The organism is Allobosea sp. GW821-FHT10B12 (assembly GCF_059415545.1).
The window spans coordinates 778,408-799,850 of sequence record NZ_JBWKNL010000001.1 but is presented as its reverse complement, the minus strand read 5'-3'; the positions used below and the strand labels follow the sequence as shown (position 1 = coordinate 799,850).

At 66.8% G+C, this 21,443-nt stretch carries 18 protein-coding genes; 9 read left to right on the top strand and 9 right to left on the bottom strand.

Annotated features, from left to right (window positions below):
• The first annotated feature begins 73 nt into the window (after positions 1-73).
• Positions 74-622: an NAD(P)H-dependent oxidoreductase gene (locus AC07O0_RS03860; protein ID WP_494620185.1), complete on the top strand. Its 549-nt coding sequence runs from the start codon at positions 74-76 to the stop codon at positions 620-622.
• Positions 623-642: 20 nt separating this feature from the next.
• On the opposite strand, the gene AC07O0_RS03855 is transcribed toward AC07O0_RS03860, so the two are convergent.
• On the bottom strand, positions 643-1,233 hold the full coding sequence (locus AC07O0_RS03855) for a biotin transporter BioY (RefSeq protein WP_494620183.1): 591 nt from the start codon (positions 1,231-1,233) through the stop codon (positions 643-645).
• A 165-nt stretch (positions 1,234-1,398) separates the two neighbouring features.
• Entirely contained in the window at positions 1,399-2,067 is a 669-nt protein-coding gene (locus tag AC07O0_RS03850; protein WP_494620181.1) for a GntR family transcriptional regulator, read from the bottom strand.
• 112 nt (positions 2,068-2,179) lie between these two features.
• Between AC07O0_RS03850 and AC07O0_RS03845 the strand changes: the two genes are divergently transcribed.
• Positions 2,180-3,100 (top strand): pirin family protein, encoded by a 921-nt coding sequence (locus AC07O0_RS03845; protein ID WP_494620179.1) that lies wholly within the window; start codon positions 2,180-2,182, stop codon positions 3,098-3,100.
• A gap of 11 nt (positions 3,101-3,111) precedes the next feature.
• Here AC07O0_RS03845 and AC07O0_RS03840 read toward each other — a convergent pair whose 3' ends face one another.
• On the bottom strand, positions 3,112-4,770 hold the full coding sequence (locus tag AC07O0_RS03840; protein ID WP_494620177.1) for a hypothetical protein: 1,659 nt from the start codon (positions 4,768-4,770) through the stop codon (positions 3,112-3,114).
• Positions 4,771-5,181: 411 nt separating this feature from the next.
• Positions 5,182-6,399: an MFS transporter gene (locus AC07O0_RS03835; protein WP_494620175.1), complete on the bottom strand. Its 1,218-nt coding sequence runs from the start codon at positions 6,397-6,399 to the stop codon at positions 5,182-5,184.
• Positions 6,400-6,551: 152 nt separating this feature from the next.
• Here AC07O0_RS03835 and dxs point away from each other — a divergent pair, with 152 nt between their 5' ends.
• Entirely contained in the window at positions 6,552-8,462 is a 1,911-nt protein-coding gene (gene dxs, locus AC07O0_RS03830) for a 1-deoxy-D-xylulose-5-phosphate synthase (protein WP_494620173.1), read from the top strand.
• A gap of 4 nt (positions 8,463-8,466) precedes the next feature.
• Positions 8,467-9,213, top strand: coding sequence for a TlyA family RNA methyltransferase (locus AC07O0_RS03825; protein WP_494620171.1), 747 nt, complete (start codon positions 8,467-8,469; stop codon positions 9,211-9,213).
• Here AC07O0_RS03825 and AC07O0_RS03820 read toward each other — a convergent pair.
• Entirely contained in the window at positions 9,210-9,695 is a 486-nt protein-coding gene (locus AC07O0_RS03820; RefSeq protein ID WP_494620169.1) for a hypothetical protein, read from the bottom strand. The two genes, AC07O0_RS03825 and AC07O0_RS03820, sit on opposite strands and share 4 nt — an antisense overlap.
• A gap of 88 nt (positions 9,696-9,783) precedes the next feature.
• Here AC07O0_RS03820 and AC07O0_RS03815 point away from each other — a divergent pair, with 88 nt between their 5' ends.
• Positions 9,784-10,542, top strand: coding sequence for an SOS response-associated peptidase (locus AC07O0_RS03815; protein ID WP_494620167.1), 759 nt, complete (start codon positions 9,784-9,786; stop codon positions 10,540-10,542).
• A 62-nt stretch (positions 10,543-10,604) separates the two neighbouring features.
• On the top strand, positions 10,605-12,212 hold the full coding sequence (locus AC07O0_RS03810) for a gamma-glutamyltransferase family protein (protein ID WP_494620166.1): 1,608 nt from the start codon (positions 10,605-10,607) through the stop codon (positions 12,210-12,212).
• 38 nt (positions 12,213-12,250) lie between these two features.
• On the opposite strand, the gene AC07O0_RS03805 is transcribed toward AC07O0_RS03810, so the two are convergent.
• The 3 genes from AC07O0_RS03805 to AC07O0_RS03795 all read right to left on the bottom strand — a co-directional run bounded on the left by AC07O0_RS03805 (position 12,251) and on the right by AC07O0_RS03795 (position 17,818).
• Positions 12,251-14,677 (bottom strand): hypothetical protein, encoded by a 2,427-nt coding sequence (locus tag AC07O0_RS03805; protein WP_494620164.1) that lies wholly within the window; start codon positions 14,675-14,677, stop codon positions 12,251-12,253.
• A 458-nt stretch (positions 14,678-15,135) separates the two neighbouring features.
• Entirely contained in the window at positions 15,136-16,542 is a 1,407-nt protein-coding gene (locus tag AC07O0_RS03800) for an FAD-binding oxidoreductase (protein ID WP_494620162.1), read from the bottom strand.
• Between the two features lie 19 nt (positions 16,543-16,561).
• The gene (locus tag AC07O0_RS03795; protein ID WP_494620160.1) at positions 16,562-17,818 is read right to left on the bottom strand and encodes a class I SAM-dependent RNA methyltransferase; all 1,257 of its coding nucleotides are present in this window, start codon (positions 17,816-17,818) and stop codon (positions 16,562-16,564) included.
• A gap of 80 nt (positions 17,819-17,898) precedes the next feature.
• On the opposite strand from AC07O0_RS03795, the gene AC07O0_RS03790 reads away from it, so the two are divergent.
• From AC07O0_RS03790 to AC07O0_RS03780, 3 genes are read left to right on the top strand one after another with little or no spacing between them, the layout of a single operon-like run.
• Positions 17,899-18,942: a cysteine synthase A gene (locus tag AC07O0_RS03790; RefSeq protein WP_494620159.1), complete on the top strand. Its 1,044-nt coding sequence runs from the start codon at positions 17,899-17,901 to the stop codon at positions 18,940-18,942.
• A gap of 5 nt (positions 18,943-18,947) precedes the next feature.
• Positions 18,948-19,523: an ASCH domain-containing protein gene (locus tag AC07O0_RS03785; protein ID WP_494620157.1), complete on the top strand. Its 576-nt coding sequence runs from the start codon at positions 18,948-18,950 to the stop codon at positions 19,521-19,523.
• Positions 19,524-19,526: 3 nt separating this feature from the next.
• A complete protein-coding gene (locus AC07O0_RS03780; protein ID WP_494620156.1) occupies positions 19,527-20,033 on the top strand; it encodes an MOSC domain-containing protein in 507 nt (168 codons plus the stop codon).
• A gap of 9 nt (positions 20,034-20,042) precedes the next feature.
• Here the strand turns inward: AC07O0_RS03780 and AC07O0_RS03775 are convergent, their stop codons facing one another.
• A complete protein-coding gene (locus tag AC07O0_RS03775; RefSeq protein WP_494620154.1) occupies positions 20,043-21,410 on the bottom strand; it encodes a dicarboxylate/amino acid:cation symporter in 1,368 nt (455 codons plus the stop codon).
• Positions 21,411-21,443 lie beyond the last annotated feature (33 nt).

Genomic DNA, 21,443 nt, shown 5'->3' with positions numbered 1-21,443 from the left:
ACGATATATCGATCATCCATTGGAGTAATTTCTTGGACCACCGCATCCTCCTCTCGAACCGAAGGAGGTCGCCATGACGCAGACGCTGATCCTGCTCTTCCACCCCGATTATCAGAGCTCGCGCGCCAACCGGGCGCTGGCGCAGGCCGCCGGCAGCCGGCCCGGCACCAGCGTGGTCGACATGCAGGCGCTCTATCCAGACGGGCGTATCGACGGTGATGTGGAGGTCGCCCGGCTGCTTTCCGCCGAGCGCATCGTCCTGCAGTTCCCGGTGCAGTGGTATTCGACGCCGCCGCTGCTCAAAGCCTGGCAGGACGCGGTGCTGACCCGGATGTTCTACATCCACTATGAGGCGGAAGGCGCAAAGCTCGCCGGCCGGCCGCTCCTGATCGCGGCGACCGCCGGCAACATCCCCGAGGCCTATGCGCCGAGCGGCGCCAATCTGTTCTCGCTGCGCGACCTGCTGAAGCCATTGCAGGCGACGGCGCATCGCTGCGCCCTCACCTGGCAGGAGCCGTTCCTGATCTACAATGCGCGCCGGGCCGATGCCGAGGCGCTGGAGGCCGCCGCCGACCACTACCTCACGCGGCTCGCCCGGCTCGAAACCCGGCAGGCCGCCTGACCTGCCGGGCGAGCGTCAGCTCACGCCTGTTCGGTGTTGCTCGTGCGGCGCACCAGCGCCATCAGGATCGCGGCGCCGAGGCCCGACTTGACCAGCGAGCCGAGCAGGAAGGGCACGACGCCGGCGAGCATCGCCTTCTCGGCGCCGATCAGCGTCGCCAGCCAGAGCCCGCCGAACGCCAGGCAAAGCGCATGGCCGAGCAGCATCGAGACGAAGGCGAAGGCGGGGCGGCTGCCGTTCCAGCCGCGCTCGGCCAACCAACCCACGAGGGCGGCGACGAGCGGGAAGGAGACGAGATAGCCCGCGGTCGGTCCCATGAAGGGCGCGAGACCACCATTGCCATTAGCGAGCACGGGCAGGCCGACCGCCGCCTCGCCGAGCCAGGCGAGGATGGTGAGCGCGCCGAGCCGCCAGCCATAGAGCGCGCCGATCAGGATCACCGCCAGCGTCTGCATGGTCATCGGCACCGGCAGCATCGGCACGCTGATCTGCGAGGCGATCGCCAGGACCAGCGTGCCGAGCAGCACGGCAGCGCCCTGAACATGGGCAGGACGCGCCTGCAGGCCGAGCGGGCTGAAGCGGGTGGGCGTGGCGTAGCTGAGGTCGCTCATGGCTTCGTCTCCATCGTTTCCATAATTATAGATAATTTTGTTGCCTGATCTATCTTAGAGTTCACAGACGCGCGGGGATTGCAAGAGCGCCATGCGCGATCATCCGCGAGCGCATCGACGCACAACCGCGCCGCCGCTGTGCGTCGCCGGCCGATAGCCCCAGCTTCAGCCCTGGATGGCGAAGACGTCCCGCGTCCCGCCAGCGGCCGTGCGCACCGGCTTGGAGCCGATCCACTGGACATGACGGGCAAGGATGGCCGCGGCCTCATCCACCTGTCCGGCACGCAGCGCCGCCAGGATGGCGCGGTGGTCGTGGTCGGTTCGCGCCTCCCAGTCCGAGCGCCAGGCCGAGAACAGGAAACGGGCGCTGGCAGCATGAAGATCGTCGATCGTCGCCAGCAGGCGCGGCATGGCGCAAGGCGTCACGATCAGTCGGTGGAAGCGCCGATTCGCCTCCTCCCAAGCGCGGACATCGGGCGAGTTGTCGCCGGCGCGGGTCGCCTCCTCGGCTTCGTCGAGGATGGCGCGCGTCAGATGCGGGCCGGCATGGCGCAGTGCCAGCACCTCCAGCGCCGCACGCATCTCGGCGACCTCGCGGACCTCGCGCAGGTCGAAGGCGGCGACGCGCACGCCGCGCCGCGGCTCGCTGACCGCGAGCCCCTGCGCCTCCAACCGCTGGAAGGCCTCGCGCACCGGCACATGGCTGGCGCCGAACTCGGCCGCGACATGGTCCTGCCGCAACCGTGCGCCGGGCTCGATCTGCCCGGAAATGATCCGCTCGGCTAGGACGCGGCTGATGCGAACCGGCAGGGTTTCTGATTTTTCACTGGCCATGAATTATCGATAATTTCTCCCAGCGCGCGCGTCGAGCCCACTGCAGCCGGTTGTACCCTTGCCGTGTGCGGCGCGTGGGGCCAGTCTTCTGTGCTCACAGGAGGACATCGCCATGTCGCAGCTGCCCGATCATGATCCGATCGCGGGCGACACCCGCTCCTGCGAGGCGCTCGAACAGGTGATCATGCCGCGCGCGCATGATCTCGGCGGCTTTTCGGTCCGCCGCGCTTTGCCCTCGATCGGGCGCAAGATGGTCGGCCCCTTCATCTTCTTCGACCAGATGGGCCCGGCCGAGTTCCTGCTCGGCGAGGGCATCGATGTGCGCCCGCATCCGCATATCGGGCTTTCGACCGTCACCTATCTCTTCGACGGCGAGATCATGCATCGCGATTCGCTCGGCACGGCCCTGCCGATCCGCCCCGGGGCGGTCAATCTGATGACGGCCGGCCGCGGCATCGTCCATTCCGAGCGCACCGCGCCGGAGGAGCGGCTGAAGGCGCCCAAGCTCTACGGCATCCAGACCTGGCTCGCCCTGCCGAAGACGCATGAAGAGATCGCGCCGGAGTTCATCCACCATGCCGCGCCTGAGCTGCCGCGCATCGTCGGCGAGGGAAAACGCGTCAGCCTGATCATGGGCTCGGCCTTTGGCGAGACCTCGCCGGTGAAGTTCCCCTGGGACACGCTCTATGCCGAGGCCGTGCTGGCGCCGGGCGCGATCCTGCCGCTCGACCCCGACTATCACGAGCGCGCCGTCTACATCGTCACCGGCAAGATCGACATCGCCGGCGACGAGTTCGGCGCCGGCCAGCTCCTGATCTTCAAGCCAGGCGACCGGATCTCGATCCTCGCCGTCGACCAGAGCCGATTGATGCTGATCGGCGGCGAGCCGATGGACGGCCCGCGCCATATCTGGTGGAACTTCGTCTCCTCCTCGAAGGAGCGGATCGACCAGGCCAAGCAGGAATGGAAGACCGGCAGCTTCGACACCGTCCCCGGCGACGAGGAAGAGTTCATCCCGCTGCCGGAGCGCTGAAGCCCGCGGAGTCAGCTGTAAAGATGGGCATTCTCCTGCTTCAGCTGGCGGGCGATATGCTTCCAAATCTGCCTGAGCCGATGGACGTGGAGATCGTCGAGCATGACCGAGACGAGCGCCTTGGTCGTGCCGATGAACGCCTGCCGGTCGTTCAATACAACGGGCCAGTCGACCAGGTGGTCCCCCAACCGGAAACTTGCTCTCAGGCGGCTATCGCGGTCGGTGTCGCGCAGCAGAATCCTGCCGATCATGACAATAAGATTTCCATCCACCTCTGGCGGCAACTCACGCACCGGCTGCTGGGGCGTGTTGGCCGCGGCCGGATCCGCAGGAACGGTCGGCGGCGGAGCCATAAGCCCGCTAGGTTGAACCGCCCGCTCGAGGTCGAAGATCGTTCGGATATTCAAGGTTTTGAGCAGAAGGAAGCGATCGGGTCCGACCACGGTACAGAGCTGCGCCTGGGCGACCCAGTCGATCGTCGTATAGATGCCATACGGGCTCTCGATATGCAGCATAATCGGGTTTGAGGCCGCCAGATTCTGCACGTCGAAGATGTTTGCCTCTTCCAAGCGGAATGCGATGAAGTGATCGACGCCGTCCAACACGGTTGGAGGGATTTGCTTCGTATGCACATCGAGCTCGTTGTAACGTCCCTTGAAGGCGAGGCCGCTCTTGTTGAGCACATATTGAATGGCGGCATCGGGTATGAAGCCGAAGGCGAAGGCCACGATCAGCCACAGCGTGCTGACGCCCTTGGCCGGATTGCCGGATGGGCAGAGATTCTCTTGCGGGCAGACACCCGCCTGAGCAGCCGCGGGGGCCGCCGCTGGCGGCACCGACTCGCTTCCTGCTCCGCCAGGCGCAGGGGCAGGTGCAGCCGGCTTTTGCGGAACGGTTCTCTCGATGCCAATTCCACGCGCTATGTCCTGCGCCCCACGCCAAACCGCGTCGCCGGACGGAACGACGCGATAGATCACAACCGCAAGGAGCATTGCCAGCAGCACATGCGCAAAGGCGCGCAGGAATGTGATTGGTGACAGGTCGAAGACTGCGACAGCGCGCAGGAGCAGACGCAGCGTGTAAAAATAGGCGCCGGCGAAGGCCATACAGGCGACGGTCAGAACGTTGACATGCCAAGCCTGGTACAGGCGGGAATCGCCGAGATCGGCACCGCTGAGCCCTCCGACCGCGAGCAGGCTAGGCCAGAGCCAAGCGCCGACGAGAGACGGCTTGCCAACGTGCATGATCTCGACGACGGGCGCGAACAAGAGGAACACGCCGAACCAGCATAGAACCATATAGGGCACCGCGCAGAGCAGCAGCATCCAGTCCGCATGCAGCATCATCGGGAAGCGCGGCACATCGGCCAATGTAGGCTCGACGCCGTCCTTGAGATCGAGGTCGGCGAAGTACTTCCCCTTAACGAACTCGAACGAGACATTGGCTGAGACGAGCGCGCCGTCGGGCTCGATCTTCGCCGCAACGGGTTGCACAGGTTGCCCCAGCTGCATCGCTCCACTCGGAACGACGGAGACCGTCTTCGCGTCGAGCGAACCGAATTGGAAACTCCTGGCGAAAAGATCGATCAGCTTGATTCGGCTCAGCCGAACCTGATGCCGTATTGCGATGATCGTGATCGGAGTCACTATAGCCAGGAAATAAGCGGCCATGATTGGAAATATAATTTGAGGTTGCCCGTCTAACCAACTATAACTAAAATTACCAACTATCGCCATGATAATAATAAAGCCAATCACTCCGAATATACCGTAAAAATTGTACCACATCACGCCCCTCGTGATTTACAAACAGCTTCGCGGTGCAGCAGATTTTCTATGGCTCAGGCGTAGAGTACGAGAGTATCCGGCTTCCCGCCGATAAACCGAACGCCTGTCGGAGCGTCGTGACGAAGAGCGCGAATTTGCCGGAAGCGAGCTTGAGCTTGTGGCTTCGACCCTCATCACGCTCCTCCCGTTGTCGACGCCACACGTAAGGCGCGCATGGGAGATTTCATGCAATCAGTGACTAAGGGTCATGTCAATATAGATTGAAATCTAAAACCTACTATTACTATAATTCCGTCACCTCCCCGGCTCGAATTCCATCGTCGGCATCACCTTCAGCCGCGGCATCTGCGAGGCCAGGATCGCCAGCGTCGACAGGGCGAACAGGCCGACCGGCAGCCACATCGCCGCCTCGACGCCGAGCCATTCGCCGGCGAGGCCGCCGGCCAGCGCCCCGAGCGGGCGCATGCCGTACATGGCAGTGGTGATCGTCGCGCTGACACGGCCGAGCAGGGGCTGCGGCGTCACCGCCTGGCGCAAGGTCGTCTGGGTGATGAACCAGAGGATCGGGCCGAAGCCGAACAGGAAGAAGGCGAGTGCCAGCGCCGGCCAGCCCAGCGCCGGTGGGGCGAGCGCCAATGCGCCGGCTCCGAAGAGCGAGACCGCCGGGCCGAAGACGAGCAGGAAGCCGGTCGGCAGGCGCGCGATCAGCCAGGCGCCGCTGAGCGCGGCCGCAATCGCACCAGCGCCATAGACGGACGACGCCAGACCGACGGTCGCGGGGTCGAGCGCCAGCACGCGCAGCGCATAGGGCGCCAGCAGCGCCATGAAGGCGAAGAAAGCGAGGTTCCAGCCAATGGCGCAGAGCGCGATCGGCCTGAGATAGGGGTGGCGCGCGACGAAAGCCCCGCCCTCGGCGATGGCACGGTGCAGGGGCTGGCGCGGCTGCGGGGGGGGCCGCTCGGCCGGCAGACGGGCTGCAGCCATGATCACGACGACACCGCAGGCGGCGCAGAGGCCAAGCCCGAGCCAGCCCGAAGCCTGCGCCACCGCCCAGCCGGCGATCAGCGGCGCGATCAGGCTGAGGGCGGCACGGCCGAGCTCGAGGCGGCTGTTGGCTCGCGGCAATTCGGCGAGCGTCACCACCTTCGGCATCAGCACGAAGATCGAGAGCGCGATGGTGACCGGCCCCGCCGCTGCGATGAAGGTCGAGAGCGCGAGCGCCGGCCCGATCGCACCGCTGACGAGCAGGAGCGCACCAAGGCCCGAGCCCACCGCCATCAGGATGCCGCCGACGAGAATCAGCGTGCGCGGTGCCATGCGGTCGGCGAGTACGCCGGCCGGCAGCGAGATCAAGAGCCAGGCGGCCGATTGCGCGGCGACGAGCAGGCCGACGAAACGCGGGCTCGCACCGCCTTGCGTCGCGGCGAGCGTGATCGTGTCGAGCGCGAGCTTGTCGGCGAACTGCGCCGTGACGCCCGCCAGCAGCAGGGCGATGAAAAAGGGCGAGGTCATGCGAGGTGTCCAGCGAAGAGGATGGCCCGATTTTCCAGATCGAGCCGGCTGCTCCCACCCGTTTCCTGTCTACCTGCGACGACGCACCGGTTTGCCAGCACCGCCGCGAAGGACTATCTCGGGGGCACGATCCAGCAAGCTTTGGCCAGCCCTTGCCTCGCCCCAACACTCCCCTTCTCGACCAGGTGCCCGATCCGGCGGCGTTGCGCCGGCTCGACGATGCGCAGTTGCGCCAGCTCGCCGACGAGCTCAGGGCCGAGACGATCGACGCCGTTTCGGTCACCGGCGGCCATCTCGGCGCCGGTCTCGGCGTGGTCGAGCTCACCGTCGCCCTGCACCATGTCTTCGACACGCCGCGCGACCGGGTGATCTGGGATGTCGGCCACCAGGCCTATCCGCACAAGATCCTGACCGGCCGCCGCGCCGAGATCCGCACATTGCGCCAGCCGGGCGGGCTCTCGGGCTTCACCAAGCGTTCGGAAAGCGAATACGACCCGTTCGGCGCCGCCCATTCCTCGACCTCGATCTCGGCCGGGCTCGGCATGGCGGTCGGGCGCGACCTCGCAGGCGGGCGCAACAACGTTATCGCCGTGATCGGCGACGGCGCCATGTCGGCCGGCATGGCCTATGAGGCGATGAACAATGCCGGCGCCACGGGCTCGCGGCTGATCGTCATCCTCAACGACAACGACATGTCGATCGCTCCGCCGGTCGGCGCGATGTCGGCCTATCTCGCCCGCCTCGTCTCCGGGCGGACCTATCGTTCGCTGCGCGAGATCGCGAAATATCTCGCCGAGAGGCTGCCGCGCTTCTTCCACGAGAAGGCGAAGCGGACCGAGGAATATGCCCGCGGTTTCTGGACTGGCGGCACGCTGTTCGAGGAGCTCGGCTTCTACTATGTCGGCCCGATCGACGGCCACAATCTCGACCATCTGCTGCCGGTGCTGCGCAATGTCCGCGACGCCGAGACCGGGCCGATCCTGGTCCATGTCGTGACGCAGAAAGGCAAGGGCTATGCCCCGGCCGAGGCCAGCGCCGACAAATACCATGGCGTCGTCAAGTTCGATCCGGTCACCGGCCTGCAGGCGAAGGCCCCGGCGAATGCGCCGAGCTACACCAATGTCTTCGCCAATGCCCTGGTCAAGGCGGCGCGCGAGGATGAGAAGATCGTCGCGGTGACCGCCGCCATGCCGTCAGGCACCGGGCTCGATGCCTTCGGCAAGGAATTCCCCGGCCGCACCTTCGATGTCGGCATCGCCGAGCAGCATGCGGTGACCTTCGCGGCCGGTCTCGCCACCGAGGGCTTCAAGCCGTTCTGCGCGATCTATTCGACCTTCCTGCAGCGCGCCTATGACCAGGTCGTGCACGACGTCGCCATCCAGAAGCTGCCGGTGCGCTTCGCGCTAGACCGGGCCGGACTGGTCGGCGCTGACGGCGCGACCCATGCGGGGGCCTTCGACGTCGCCTATCTCGCCTGCCTGCCCGACATGGTAGTGATGGCGGCAGCCGACGAGGCCGAGCTGACCCATATGGTCGCGACCGCCGCCGCCTATGATGACGGCCCGATCGCCTTCCGCTATCCGCGCGGCGAGGGCGTCGGCGTCGAGATGCCGCAGCATGGCGTGCCGCTCGAAATCGGCAAGGGGCGCATCGTCAGGGAAGGCACGCAGGTCGCGCTGCTCTCGCTCGGCACGCGCCTCGCCGAATGCCTCACGGCGGCCGAGCAGCTCGGCCAGCGCGGACTTTCGACCACCGTCGCCGATGCCCGCTTCGCCAAGCCGCTGGACGAGGACATGATCCTGCGTCTCGCCAGGGAGCACGAGGTGCTGATCACGGTCGAGGAAGGCTCGGTCGGCGGCTTCGGCAGCCATGTCCTGCAGTTGCTGGCGCGCGAAGGCGTGCTCGATCGCGGGCTGAAGATCCGCAGCCTCGTGCTGCCAGACATCTTCCAGGACCACAACAAGCCCGAGGTCATGTATGCCGAGGCCGGGCTCGACGCCGCCGGGATCGTGCGTACGGTCGAGACCGCACTCGGCCCCGCCAGCGCCATCCGCCGCGCCTGACCCCGTGACCGCCGGCCTGCCACGCCGGGTCCGCGCCGACCTGCTGCTGGTCGAGCGCGGCCTGTTCGAAAGCCGGGCGCGGGCACAGGCGGCCATCGCCGCCGGCTTGGTCCGCGCCGACGGCGTCGTGCTGCGCAAGGCCTCGGAAACGGTTCCCGACACGGCGTCTATCGAAGCGCAGGCAGCGCATCCTTACGTCTCGCGCGGCGGGGTGAAGCTCGCCGCAGCGCTCGACGCCTTCGGCTTCGATCCGAAAGGGCTGACCTGCCTCGATGTCGGCGCCTCGACCGGCGGCTTCAGCGACGTCCTGCTCCGGCGCGGGGCGGCGCATATCTACGCCGTCGATGTCGGCCAGGCGCAGTTGCATGACAGCCTGCGCGGCCATTCCCGTCTGACCAGCCTGGAGAGCCAGGACATCCGCACGCTCGATCCCGGCCTGTTCGCCGAAGCGCCGGCGCTCGCCGTGATCGATGTCAGCTTCATCTCGCTGAAGCTGGTGCTGCCGGCGGTGGCGGAGCGGCTGGCTCCCAAAGCCCGGTTGGTCGCGCTGGTGAAGCCGCAATTCGAGACCAGGCGCTCGGCGCTGAAGAAGGGCGTGCTGCGCGACGAGGCACTCCAGCAGGAGATCTGCACGGAGATCGCGGAGGTGACCACCAGCCTCGGCTTCGTCGTCAGCGGGCTGATCCCCTCGCCGATCGAGGGCGGCGACGGCAACCGCGAATTCCTGCTCGGCAGCGAGCGGGCCACCTAACCCGCCATCACGGCATCGATGTCGGCCTGCACGGCTCCGGCATCGATATAGGCCGCCTCGCCCCGGCCGTTGGCGTTGATGAAGGCGGTGGCGCGCGCGATCAGGCGGCGCAAGGACAGGGAGGCCACATCGACGATCAGCGTCGGGTCCTCTTCCATCGGCATCTCGTCGAGCAGCGCCGTCGCTGCGTAGATCAGGCGCTCCATGGCGGCACAGAGTGCCTCGAAACTTTCCACCTCGCGACTTCCGAGCGCGCGATAGGCCGCCATGGCATCACTGGCGCAGCGCAGCGACGACGCCTCGAAATGCTCGATATAGCTGACCGCGCACCAGGCCTTGAGGTCGCCGACGATTTCGCGGTCGGCCGGCACCATCTCCAGCAGCATCAGCGCCTCGCTGTGCCGGTTCAGATAGTCGGTCGAGAGCTGCGGCGCGAATCCGCCTGCCGCGGTCGGTGATGTCTCGGTCGCGGAAGCAGACATGAAGAGGCCCCGGAAGCGCCGCGACTATGCTGTGCCAACCGCAAACAAAGTCTTGCTCCGGTCACGATAAGACGGAACACATCCGAGGATGTGTGGTCGCTATGCCGTTACCTTGCCGCCGGAGGCGATGCGCGAGGCTTTCGCCTATCGCGAGCAGCCGAATTTCCCGCCGCGTTACAATATCGCGCCGACGCAGCCGGTACCGGTGGTGCGTCTCGACGAGGGCCGGCGCCAGTTCATCCTGATGCGCTGGGGCTTCATCCCGGGCTGGGTCAAGGATCCCAAGGACTACCCTTTGGTCATCAATGTCCGCAGCGAGAGCGCCAGCGAGAAGCCGTCCTTCCGCGCCGCTCTCACCCGCAGGCGCTGCCTGATGCCGGCGGACGGGTTCTACGAATGGCACCGCCTCGGCGAAGGCCGCCAGCAGGAGAACAGGCCCTATCTCTTCCGCAAGCCGGATCAGGGCTTCTTCGCCTTCGCGGCGTTGTGGGAGACTTGGCACAGCCCCGATGGCTCCGAGATCGACACGGTCGCGATCGTCACCGGCCCGGCGAACGGGCAGATGGCGGCGATCCATCATCGCTCGCCGGTCATCCTGCCGCCCGAAGCGTTCGACGCCTGGCTCGATCCTTCGGCGGAGCCTGCGACCGTGCAGAGCCTGATGCGCCCGCCGCCCGACGATTTCTTCGAGATGTTCCGGCTCGGTGCCCGCGTCAACAAGGTCGCCAATGACGGGCCGGAGGTACAGGAGCCGTTCGACCCTGCTTCGGAACCGGCGCCCGCTCCCAAGCCCGCCATGCGTTCCCGTCGGGGCGGCCCCGACGATGCACAGGGCAGCCTGTTCTAGCGCTGGCCATAGCGGCGCGCTTACTCTGGTCCCAAACGAGACCAATAGAGGGAACGCACGAGATGGATGGCCGCCGCCCGACGATGAGCTCCCTGCACGGCATGGTCGCCGCCGCCCACCCATTGGCGGCGCAGGCCGGCGCCCGCATCCTCAGTCAGGGCGGCAACGTCTTCGACGCGGTCGGCGCGGTCGCAGCGGCGCTCAATGTGGTCGAGCCGTTCATGTCGAGCCTCGCCGGCATGGGCTCGGCGACAATGTGGGTCGCGGCCGAGAAACGTGTGCGCGTGCTCGATTTCGTGCCGCGTGTACCGGAGAGCTTCCCGCTCGAACGGTTCAGCCAGCGCTCCGACCTCGAGCGCGGCGCGCTTGCCGTCGCTCCGCCCGGCAATCTCGCCGGCTGGTGCGAGCTCAACCGCGCTTATGGCCGCCTCTCGCTGGCGCAAATCTTCGCGCCGGCGATCGCGCTCGCCGAAGACGGCTTCCCGATCGCCGAATTCGGTGTGATCGAGTTCAACGAGCAGGCGCCATTGCTGCGCGAACGGCCGGAACTCTACGAGCATTGGGCGCGCAACTATCTGCGCGATGGCGGGACAAGCGTCGCGCTCGGGCAGATCCTGCGCCAGCCGGAGCTGGCGACGACCTTGCGCGATATCGCCGCCAAGGGGCCGGGCCATCTCTACCAAGGCCCGCTCGGCGAGACGATCACCAACCATCTCAAGGCGCAGGGCGGCACCCTGACCATGGCCGATCTCGCAAGGATCGCCCCGCAATGGCGCGAGCCGCTCGCCGCTGCCTATCGCGACCGGCAGGTGCATGTGCCGCCGCCGGCCTGCGAAGGCTTCCAGTTCCTTTTGACCCTGCGCATCCTCGACGGCTTCGATCTCGGCAGACTGGAGCGCAACGGCACCGAGCATCTCGATATCGTCTACCGCGCCATCCGCCTTGCTGCCGGCGTCCGGATCGCCCACAACAACCCAAAGCCCGAGAAGCTCGCCGAAATCCTGTCCGATGCCTTCGTCGAGCGGCTGCGGGTGCGGCTTCGTGACGGCAAGCCGATCGACGGCCCGACCGAGCAATGGATGCCGCAGGCGCCAGATGGCGAAGACCCGGGCCATACGACGTCCTTCTCGATCGCCGATCGCGACGGCAATCTGATCTGCGTGACACAGAGCATCGGCAGTCCGTTCGGCAGCGGCGTCGTCGTGCCCGGCACCGGGATCTGCCTCAACAACTTCCTCTATTGGGCCGACGTCCAACCGGGCAGCCCGAATCGCTCGCTGCCCGGCTCGGAACTGCCGATGTGCATGTCCCCCACGCTCTCGACCAAGGACGGCGCGCCGGTGCTCGCGCTCGGCACGCCCGGCAGCTACGGCATCCTGCAGACGCAGGTGCAGGCCATGGTCCAGCATGTCGATTTCGGACTGCCGCTGCAGGACGCGATCGAGGCGCCGCGCGCCCGGCTCTGGGACGGCCGCGAAGTCGAGGTCGAGAACCGGCTGGCATCGGCGACGATCGCAGCGCTGGCGGAGCGCGGGCACGGCATCTTCGCCAATGAGGGCGGCTGGACGATGCGCGTCGGCGGCATGCAGGCGGTGTCGCGCGATCCGGCGACCGGCCGGCTCACCGGCGCCTGCGACCCGCGCCGCGACGGCTATGTCGCGACGCCGTGAAGCCAGGCCACCGGGGCCATAACGTCAGCTAGCCGCGATCATTGCGGCGCAGGCGGGACCGGCGCGTTGAACCAATGCTCGATCCAGATGCCGTTGTGATTGTCGTGCGGGACGATCTTGGCCAGCGTCTTGAACGGGCTGTTGGCCTGCTTCGCTTCGGGCGAACGATCGAACCGGAAGACCTCCTGCATATAGGGCTGGAAGGTCGTATGCGAGATATCGTTCGACAAGTAATACGTCCACATCACATGCGACGCGTCGGACTTGTTCTCGGTCAGGACGTCCGGTGAGGAGTAGCTCGTAGACTTGCTCCAGGTACCGGAGACACTCATCCCGCCGGTCGCCGTGCCGCCGAAGAAGCCGAGATTGCCGCCGACAGTCAGGCTCGTGCTGCTCGTGGTTGTGGTCTGGCCTTCGGTGGTCTGCGGGCTGCTTACGATCACGACCGGGGTCACGCCCGACTGCTCGGTCCAGACGTTGAAATCGTACCAGTCCATGGTCGCGGCTGGATAGCCGCCGCAGCTGAACACCGCCTGATGTGCCAGATAGTAATAGTCCCAGAGCTTGTTGTCGTTGTCGAGGCAAGACACGGGGATGGCGATGTTGGTGACCGTATAGGTTGTGGGCTCGCCTTGGCCGTCGACCGTATGTGACTGCGTGAACACGTCGCAGACGTTCTGCACCTCCTTGATGAAATCGACCGGGTCGACCGAGGCACCAAGCAACCTTGCCCGTACAGCAGGGGCGGGTTTGGTGTCCTCGGTCAGACTCCGGGTTTCGGCGTCTCGCAACGCCGCCATCAGCTGGCCGGCCTGATGGGTGTTGCCGGCCTCCGAGTCGTCGCGCTCCCAGCCCGCGTTCTGCGCCGGCGTGGCGCCGAGCGCGGGTGCGGCGACGAGAGTTCTGGTGGCGACGGATGCGGGCGCCTCGACCTGCCGCATCGGCACGGCGAGCGTCGTCTGGCGAAAACCGCCGTTGCGGTCGCGCTGGATCATCCAGGCATCGATGATCTCGATAGGATCGGCACAGGGACAGGGCTGTGCGGAGCCGTGCAGGAACGAGAACGTCGCGGCGATGACGTCCGTGCTTGCCGGGTGCAGGAGAGTGACGGACTTGCCGGCGTCGTAGGCCTGCTTAAGGCGCGCCGTCTCGGCGTCGCCGAGCGATGACAGGCCGTCGCTGTCGAGGACGAAATGTTGTGGGTCAGCTGCCACGGCAGGCGAGACTGCAGGCAGGTAATCCGACAGCCTGCCGCTGAGCGCCCCGAAGCGAGCAACCGACAATGCAGCCGCGGTTTCGGCCGGCGGCATGACGGCCGGCCCCACGGCGTCGAGCTCACCTGGTCCTTCGCCATTGCCGAATGGAGAGTCTGCCGGGTTTTCCTTGGATGGATCGGCCACGGTACCGGTGGGATCGAGCAGGTTGGCCGTGCCCGCGTCCGTCTTAGCAGCGGTTGCCGCGATCTCCGTGTCATTGGCCTGGACCGGGATCGAGCGCTCTTCGGTGAGCACCGCTTTGACGCCCTTGTCGACCTCGATGGTCTCGGCAGCGTTTCTCTGCAGCGCCAGCATAGTCTGCTCGGCTGCCGCCGGGCTGATGCCGGAGACCAGCGTCACGCCCGAACGCAGCACATCGGCCATCGAGCCTCCATCGTTCAGCGACCGGTAGAGACTTGCGATGAACGGATATTTCTCGATCGCAGCCGGGGTATACGAGGCGGTGAGGTCGTCGGCCAGCGGAGCGCCATCGAAGAAGCGATTGTGGATCGCATCGACGATGATGACCTGGCTCCCTTCCGCGCCGGGCCTGACGACCGGGCTCCCGCCAGCGGCCGGCACCAGCAGGATGTCCGGCTTCATCGGGAACACCTTTTCGGTGAAATCCTTGCAGATCGCGAAGCCGATGGTCACGGGTCCGCCACGGCGCCCGGTGACATCGGCGACCGACAGAACCGCCGGTTCCGGCGTCCCGACCGGCTGAACCGTCATCCGATCGCCGACCCAGCCGTCGATCTTGCTGTCGTAGTATTTGCCGTACTCGAGAATTTGCGCTGCTGCGACCGCACCGCTCATGATGGCGAGTCCGCGATTTTCGCCGATCCTGAGCCCTTGTTGGGGGCCTTCGCTAATCACCCCGCCGGTGTCGATCGCAGCCGTCGTGTTGAGGAGGTAGCCCGCGGGAAGTTCCTTGGCGAGCCCCGTATATCCCTCCCTGATCGCCTGCCAGACATCCGCCGTTATCGGGTTGCTCGCGTCGTAGGCACGGATGCGCGGCGCCGTTGGATCGTCGTTCGTCCGGACGTCCTTCCAGTAGCCGTTCCAGGCGAATTCGGGCTGCGAGATGATGGTCAGCCGCGTCGGATTGTTGGTCCGCAGCACGCCGCTCTTGTAGATGTAGTCCCTGATCGTGCCGACATTCTTGACAACATCCAGACGAGTCGCCGGGCGCATCACCGGCGGCAGCAACAGCGACCGATAGGTCGAATAGCCGCGCGTGGCAGCGGCGAGGCCGGTGGCTCGATTCCGCAGGAGGGTGCCGATCCGACTCCCGAGCGTGCCGAACAGACCGCCTAGCGCCTCTGCATGAAGATCGCTCTCTGAATCCGACATGACATCCCCCCGGTTGTCTGAGATGCGTCGCCGGCCGCCGAGTCGGTCGACGGTCCCAGCGAGCGTGAAGCTTTTCCCCCGGCGACCTGCTCAGCGCGCGCGACAGCATGCGGGCGCACGGCGAGGCGGCCCGTTGCTTCACTGCGATGTCAGATGACTACCTTGGCTCGCGCAAAGTCACTGGCCGTCGCCAGCCGCCGGCGAACGACAAAGCGCAACCATAGAGCGATTTCGCCACGCCGATCGTCTAAAAGTTTTAGCTCTTTTAAGACGTCAGCTCCATGACATCTCGCGCGCAGGATGTGAACGGCTGTTCACAGCACCGAGCCGGGATTGAGCACGCCCTTGGGATCGAGCGCGGCCTTCACCGTCCGCATCAAATCCAGCTCGACGGGATCCTTGACGCCCGGCAGCAGCGAGCGCTTGAGGCGGCCGATGCCGTGCTCGGCCGAGATCGAGCCCTTGAGCTCGGTGACGATGGCGTGGACCGCCTCGTTCATCGCGCCCCAGCCGGCGAGATAGGCGGCCTTGTCGGCGCCAACCGGCTGGCTGACGTTGAAGTGGATGTTGCCGTCGCCGAGATGGCCGAAGGGCACTGGCCGGCAGCCCGGCACCATCTCCTCGACCTTGGCGATGGCGCGCTTCAGGAACTCCGGCATGGCATGGAGCGGCACGGAGACGTCGTGCTTGATCGAGCCGCCCTCGTGTGTCTGCACCTCCGAGAGCATCTCGCGCAGCTTCCAGAGATCGGCGCGTTGGCTGAGCGAGCCGGCGAGCACGGCATCGGTGACTAGCCCCTCCTCCAGCGCCTCGCCGAGGAAGGCCTCGACCGCCTCGCTCAGCCCCGTCTCGGCCTGGGCGCAGACCTCCATCAGCACATACCAGGGCGAGGACTCGGAGAGCGGATCGCGGGCGCCGCTGGCGTGGCGGACGACGAAGTCGAGGCCGATGCGCGGCATGATCTCGAAAGTGGTGAGCGTGCCGCCGGCGCTGGCCTTGGCCTTGTTCAGCAGTGCGAGCGCCGCTTCCGGATCAGGCACGGCGAGGAAGGCGGTGGCGCGAGCCGCCGGCAGCGGGAAGAGCTTCAGCACCGCGGCGGTGATGATGCCGAGCGTGCCTTCCGAGCCGATGAAGAGGTTCTTGAGGTCGTAGCCTGTGTTGTCCTTGCGGAGCTGGCGCAGGCCGTTCCAGACGCGGCCATCGGCGAGGACGACTTCGAGGCCGAGGCAGAGCTCGCGGGCATTGCCATAGGCGATCACCGCCGTGCCGCCGGCATTGGCCGAGAGATTGCCGCCGACCGTGCAGGAGCCCTCCGAGGCGAGCGAGAGCGGAAAGAGCCGCCCGGCGGCCTCGGCCGCCTCCTGCGCCCTCTGCAGGATGACACCGGCCTCGACGGTCATGGTATCGCCGGAGACATCGACCGAGCGGACCTTGTCGAGCCGCTGCAGCGACAGGATGATCTCCTTGCCCTCGGCGACCGGGACCTGGCCGCCGACCATGCCGGTATTGCCGCCTTGCGGCACGATCGTCGCGCCGGTCTCGCTCGCCCATTTCATCACGGCCGAAACTTCGGCGGTCGAGCCCGGCCGCACCACGGCCCGCGCCTTGCCGTGGAAGAGACCGCGCGGCTCCTTGAGATAGGGCACCATCGCGTCGGCGTCGGTGATGACGTTCTTCGCGCCGACGATGCCGGCCAGAGCTTCGATAACGGGCGCGCTCATTCTGCCTCCGGAGACTTGATCACTTGCGGCCGGCAGCCTTGCGGAAGACGCCGACGAGTTCGATGTGGGCGGAATAGCGGAACTGGTCGACCGGCGTCACGCGCTCCAGCGCATAGCCGCCTGCGACCAAAAGCGCCGCGTCCCGGGCGAAGCTGCCGACATCGCAGGAGACGTAAGCCACCAGCGGGACCTTGGAGGCCGCCAGGCGCTTCACCTGCGCCTCCGCGCCGGCCCGCGGCGGGTCGAGCACGACGGCGTCGAAGCCATTGAGCTCATGCTCCAGCAGCGGCCGGCGGAAGAGATCGCGCGCCTCGGCCGCGATCGGCTTCAAGCCTTGCGTATGATTGGCGGCACGGCTCAGCGCCTGGATCGCGGCCTTGTCGCTTTCGAAGGCGGAGACCTGCGCCTTTTCGGCGAGCCGGACACTGAACGGGCCGCAGCCGGCGAAGAGATCGGCAACGCGCTTCGCCTTCGGGATCGCTTCGAGTACCAGGCGCGACAGCGCCGCCTCGCCCTCGGCCGTCGCCTGCAGGAAGCCGCCGGGCGCGGGCGTCACCGCTGCCTTGCCCATCAGCTGGAAGGGCGCGCGCCGTTCGACGATGACCTCGCCATGCATTGAGAGGCGGGCGAGGTCGAGCCGCTCGGCCGCCTCGGTGAGCTGCCGGCGCAGGCTGTCACCGGCTGGTCCATGGCCGCGGATGTCGACGTCGAGCCCGGCTTGCGAGGCGGTGACCTGGATATCGAGCGGCTTGTTCGAGGCGCGCAGGCGATTGGCGAGGAGCTGCGCCACGACCGGTGCCCGGGCCAGTCCCGGCGCCAGCACGGGGCAGGTTTCGACCTCGATCAGGTCGTGGCTCTTCGCCGCCATGAAGCCGACGCGCATGCCATCCTCGCCGCGACGGGCGTGGAAGGTGACGCGCCGGCGACCCTCGCCATGGGCATCGACCAGCGGCGCCACCTCGCTTTCGAGCCCAGCACGAGACAGCGCCGTCACCACCTGCTGGCGCTTCCATTCGGCATAGAGAGCCTCGCCCATATGCTGCGCGGCGCAGCCGCCGCAGCGGGTGAAGAGCGGGCAGATCGCGGCGATGCGAGAGGTAGAGGGCGTCAGGATCTCGACGACCTGCGCCCGATCGCCGTCGCGCACGGCCCGCACGCTTTCGCCCGGCAGCGCGAAGGGCACGAAGACCTGACCGTCCGCCGTCTCGGCGACGCCGTCGCCGCGCTGGCCGAGCCGCGCGATCGTCAGCGTTTCATTCATGGCGAGGGCGGACATAGGGCGCTGGGCTCGTGACGTGATTACGGGTTTGGCCTATCAGGTGACGGCAAGCAGGGAAATGGCTGGAGTTGCCTAATATGACTATCCGCAACGGCGTCGTCGAAGCGATCGGCAACACCCCCCTGATCAAACTGAAGCGCGCTTCGCAGGAAACCGGTTGCGAGATCCTCGGCAAGGCCGAGTTCATGAATCCCGGCCAGTCGGTCAAGGACCGCGCCGCGCTCGCCATCATTCGCGATGCCGAACAGAGCGGCGCGCTCCGGCCCGGCGGCGTCATCGTCGAGGGTACGGCCGGCAATACCGGCATCGGCCTCGCGCTCGTCGGCAATGCGCTCGGCTACCGCTCGGTGATCGTCATCCCGGAGACGCAGAGCCAGGAAAAGAAGGACATGCTGCGGCTCGCCGGCGCGACCCTGGTCGAGGTGCCGGCCGTCGGCTACGTCAACCCGAACAACTATGTGAAGGTCTCCGGCCGCCTCGCCGAGGAACTGGCCAGAACCGAGCCCAACGGCGCGATCTGGGCCAACCAGTTCGACAATGTCGCCAACCGCCAGGGCCACATCGAGACCACCGGTCCGGAGATCTGGCAGCAGACCGACGGCAAGGTCGACGGCTTCGTCAGCGCCGTCGGCACCGGCGGCACGCTCGCCGGCGTCGCCATCGCACTGAAGGGCTTCAATCCGAAGATCCGCATCGCCCTCGCCGATCCGATGGGCGCAGCGCTCTACGCCTACTACACCACCGGCGAACTCAAGGCCGAAGGCTCCTCGATCACCGAGGGCATCGGCCAGGGCCGGATCACCAGGAATATCGAGGGCGCCCCGATCGACGTCGCCTTCCAGATTCCGGACGAGGAAGCGATCCCGCTCTGCTTCCAGCTGCTGGAGGAAGAGGGCCTGTGTCTCGGCGGCTCCTCCGGCATCAATGTCGCCGGCGCGATCCGGCTGGCGAAGGAGATGGGCCCCGGCCACACGATCGTGACCATCCTCTGCGACTACGGCACGCGCTATCAGTCGAAGCTGTTCAATCCGGAGTTCCTACGCTCGAAGAATCTGCCGGTGCCCAGCTGGCTCGAACGCGATGGCGGGCTGAAGGACGTACTCGCCAAGGTGATGGCCTAACAGCCATGCTGCTCGACCGGCGCACGCTCCAGGGCATCGCCGAGGGCAGCATTACCAGCGTCCTGCGGCGCTGGCGCCGGCCGAGCGTCAAAAGCGGCGGCACGCTGCTGACGGCGATCGGCCAGCTCGCCATCGAGGCGGTCGAGCCCATATCCGAGGCCGAAATCGACACTGACACCGCGAAAGCAGCGGGTTTCAGGTCGCGGGAAGATGCACTCGCTGCTTTGGCCGGACGCGAAGGCGAGCTCTACCGCATCCGCATTCGCTTGATCGGCCCCGATCCGCGCGCGGCCTTGCGCGAATCCGACGAACTGACAGACGCCGAAGCTCGGGAGCTGGTCGGGCGCCTTGACCGGCTCGACGCGCGCCGGCCCTGGACACGCACCACGCTCGAGCTGATCGCGGCGCACCCCGGGCAACGCGCTGCCGAACTCGCTGAGTTGCTCGGGCGCGAGATGCTGCCGTTCAAGCAGGATGTCCGCAAGCTCAAGGCGCTGGGGCTGACCGAAAGCCTTGATGTCGGCTACCGGCTCTCTCCACGTGGAGAGGCTCTGCTGTCGCGTTTTGGGCCGGAAGCCTGACCCATGCTCAACCCCGCCTCGCCGCTCGCACGCCTGACCGAAGCTCCCATGCGGCCGGGCCGCATCGTTTGGATCGGCCTCAGACCGGCACGACGCGCCGTCGTGACAGCCGTCGAGTTGGCGACGCTCGACGAGCGGCAAGGCCTGGTCGGCGATCACTACAGCAGCCGCACCGGCGGAACGCGCCATGTAACGCTGATCCAGCAGGAGCATCTTGCCGCCATCGCCAGCCATCTCGGCATTGCCACTGTCGAGCCGGGTCTGCTCCGGCGCAACATCGTGGTGGCAGGCATCAATCTGCTCGCCCTGAAGAACCACCGCTTCTCGCTTGGCGAGGCCGTGCTGGAATGGACCGGCGAATGCCATCCCTGCTCACGGATGGAGGAGGTTCTCGGCCAGGGTGGTTACAACGCCGTGCGCGGCCATGGCGGCATCACGGCGCGGGTCATCGCAAGCGGGACCGTCGCAATCGACGACAGGCTGGAGCGGCTCCCTGCAACCAGCCTGTAGCCGGCGACGTCAGGCCGTCTGAGCGCCGGCGTCGATCGCCTCGATGTCACCGGCGCGGTCATACTGCGCCTGGTCGAGCATGCCCTGGCGCTTGGCGACGATCGTCGGCACCAGCGCCTGGCCGGCGACGTTCACCGCGGTGCGGCCCATATCGAGGATCGGGTCGATGGCGAGCAGCAGCCCCACGCCGGCGAGCGGCAGGCCGAGCGTCGACAGGGTCAGCGTCAGCATCACGGTCGCACCGGTGAGCCCGGCGGTCGCGGCCGAGCCGATCACCGAGACGAAGGCGATCAGCACATATTCCTGGATGCCGAGCGGGACGCCATAGAACTGCGCGACGAAGATCGCCGAGATCGCCGGGTAGATCGCAGCGCAGCCATCCATCTTGGTGGTGGCGCCGAGCGGCACGGCGAAGGCGGCATATTCGCGAGGCACGCCGAGGCTCTTCTCGGTCACGGCCTCGGTCACCGGCAAGGTGCCGACCGAGGAGCGCGAGACGAAGGCGAGCTGGATTGCCGGCCAGGCTCCGGCGAAGAAGCGCAGCGGCGAGAGCCCGTGCAGGATGAGCAGGGCCGGGTAGACGATCAGCAGCACGATGGCGAGGCCGAGATAGATCGCAAAGGCGTACCAGGAGAGCTGCTGCAGGGTCTGCCAGCCATATTGCGCGACGGCATTGCCGAGCAGGCCGATGGTGCCGATCGGCGTCAGCCGGATCACCCACCACAGGATCTTGCGCGTGATCGCCAGCAGCGACTCGTTGAAGGCGAGGAAGCTGTTGGCGCGCTCGCCGACCTTCAGCGCGGCGACGCCGACGACGATCGAGATCACCAGCAGCTGCAGCACGTTGAAGCCGAGCCGGGTCGTCGCCGCACCGCCATCGACCCTCGTCGTGGCCTGCAGGCCGAAGACGTTGGCGGGGACCAAGCCCTTGAGGAAGTCGAGCCAGGAGCCGACCGTGCCGGGCGCCTTGGCGCTGGCGGCGATCGCGCCGGAATTGATGCCGGGCTGGATGATCAGGCCGAGCGCGATGCCGATCAGCACCGCGATGAAGGCGGTGAGAGCGAACCAGAGCAGCGTCTGCCAGACCAGCGCCGCCGCATTGGAAAGCTGCCTGAGATTGCTGATCGAGGCGACGATCGCGGTGAAGATCAGCGGTGGCACCAGGGCCTGCAATAGCTGCACGAAGATCGAGCCGGTCGTCGCCAGCGTCGTCGTCAGCCCGTTCGGCTGGCCAGCCGCATCCGGGCCGATATTGCGCGCGATCCAGCCGAGCACGAGCCCGACCACCATGGCCGCCAGAACCTGGAAGCCGAAGTTTGCGTAAAATGGCTTTGCGCCGGCGGTCGCCGCGCCGGCTCGGGACGTCACAGTGGTCATGGCAGGAACTCGTCAATCGCCGCAGTGCGGCTG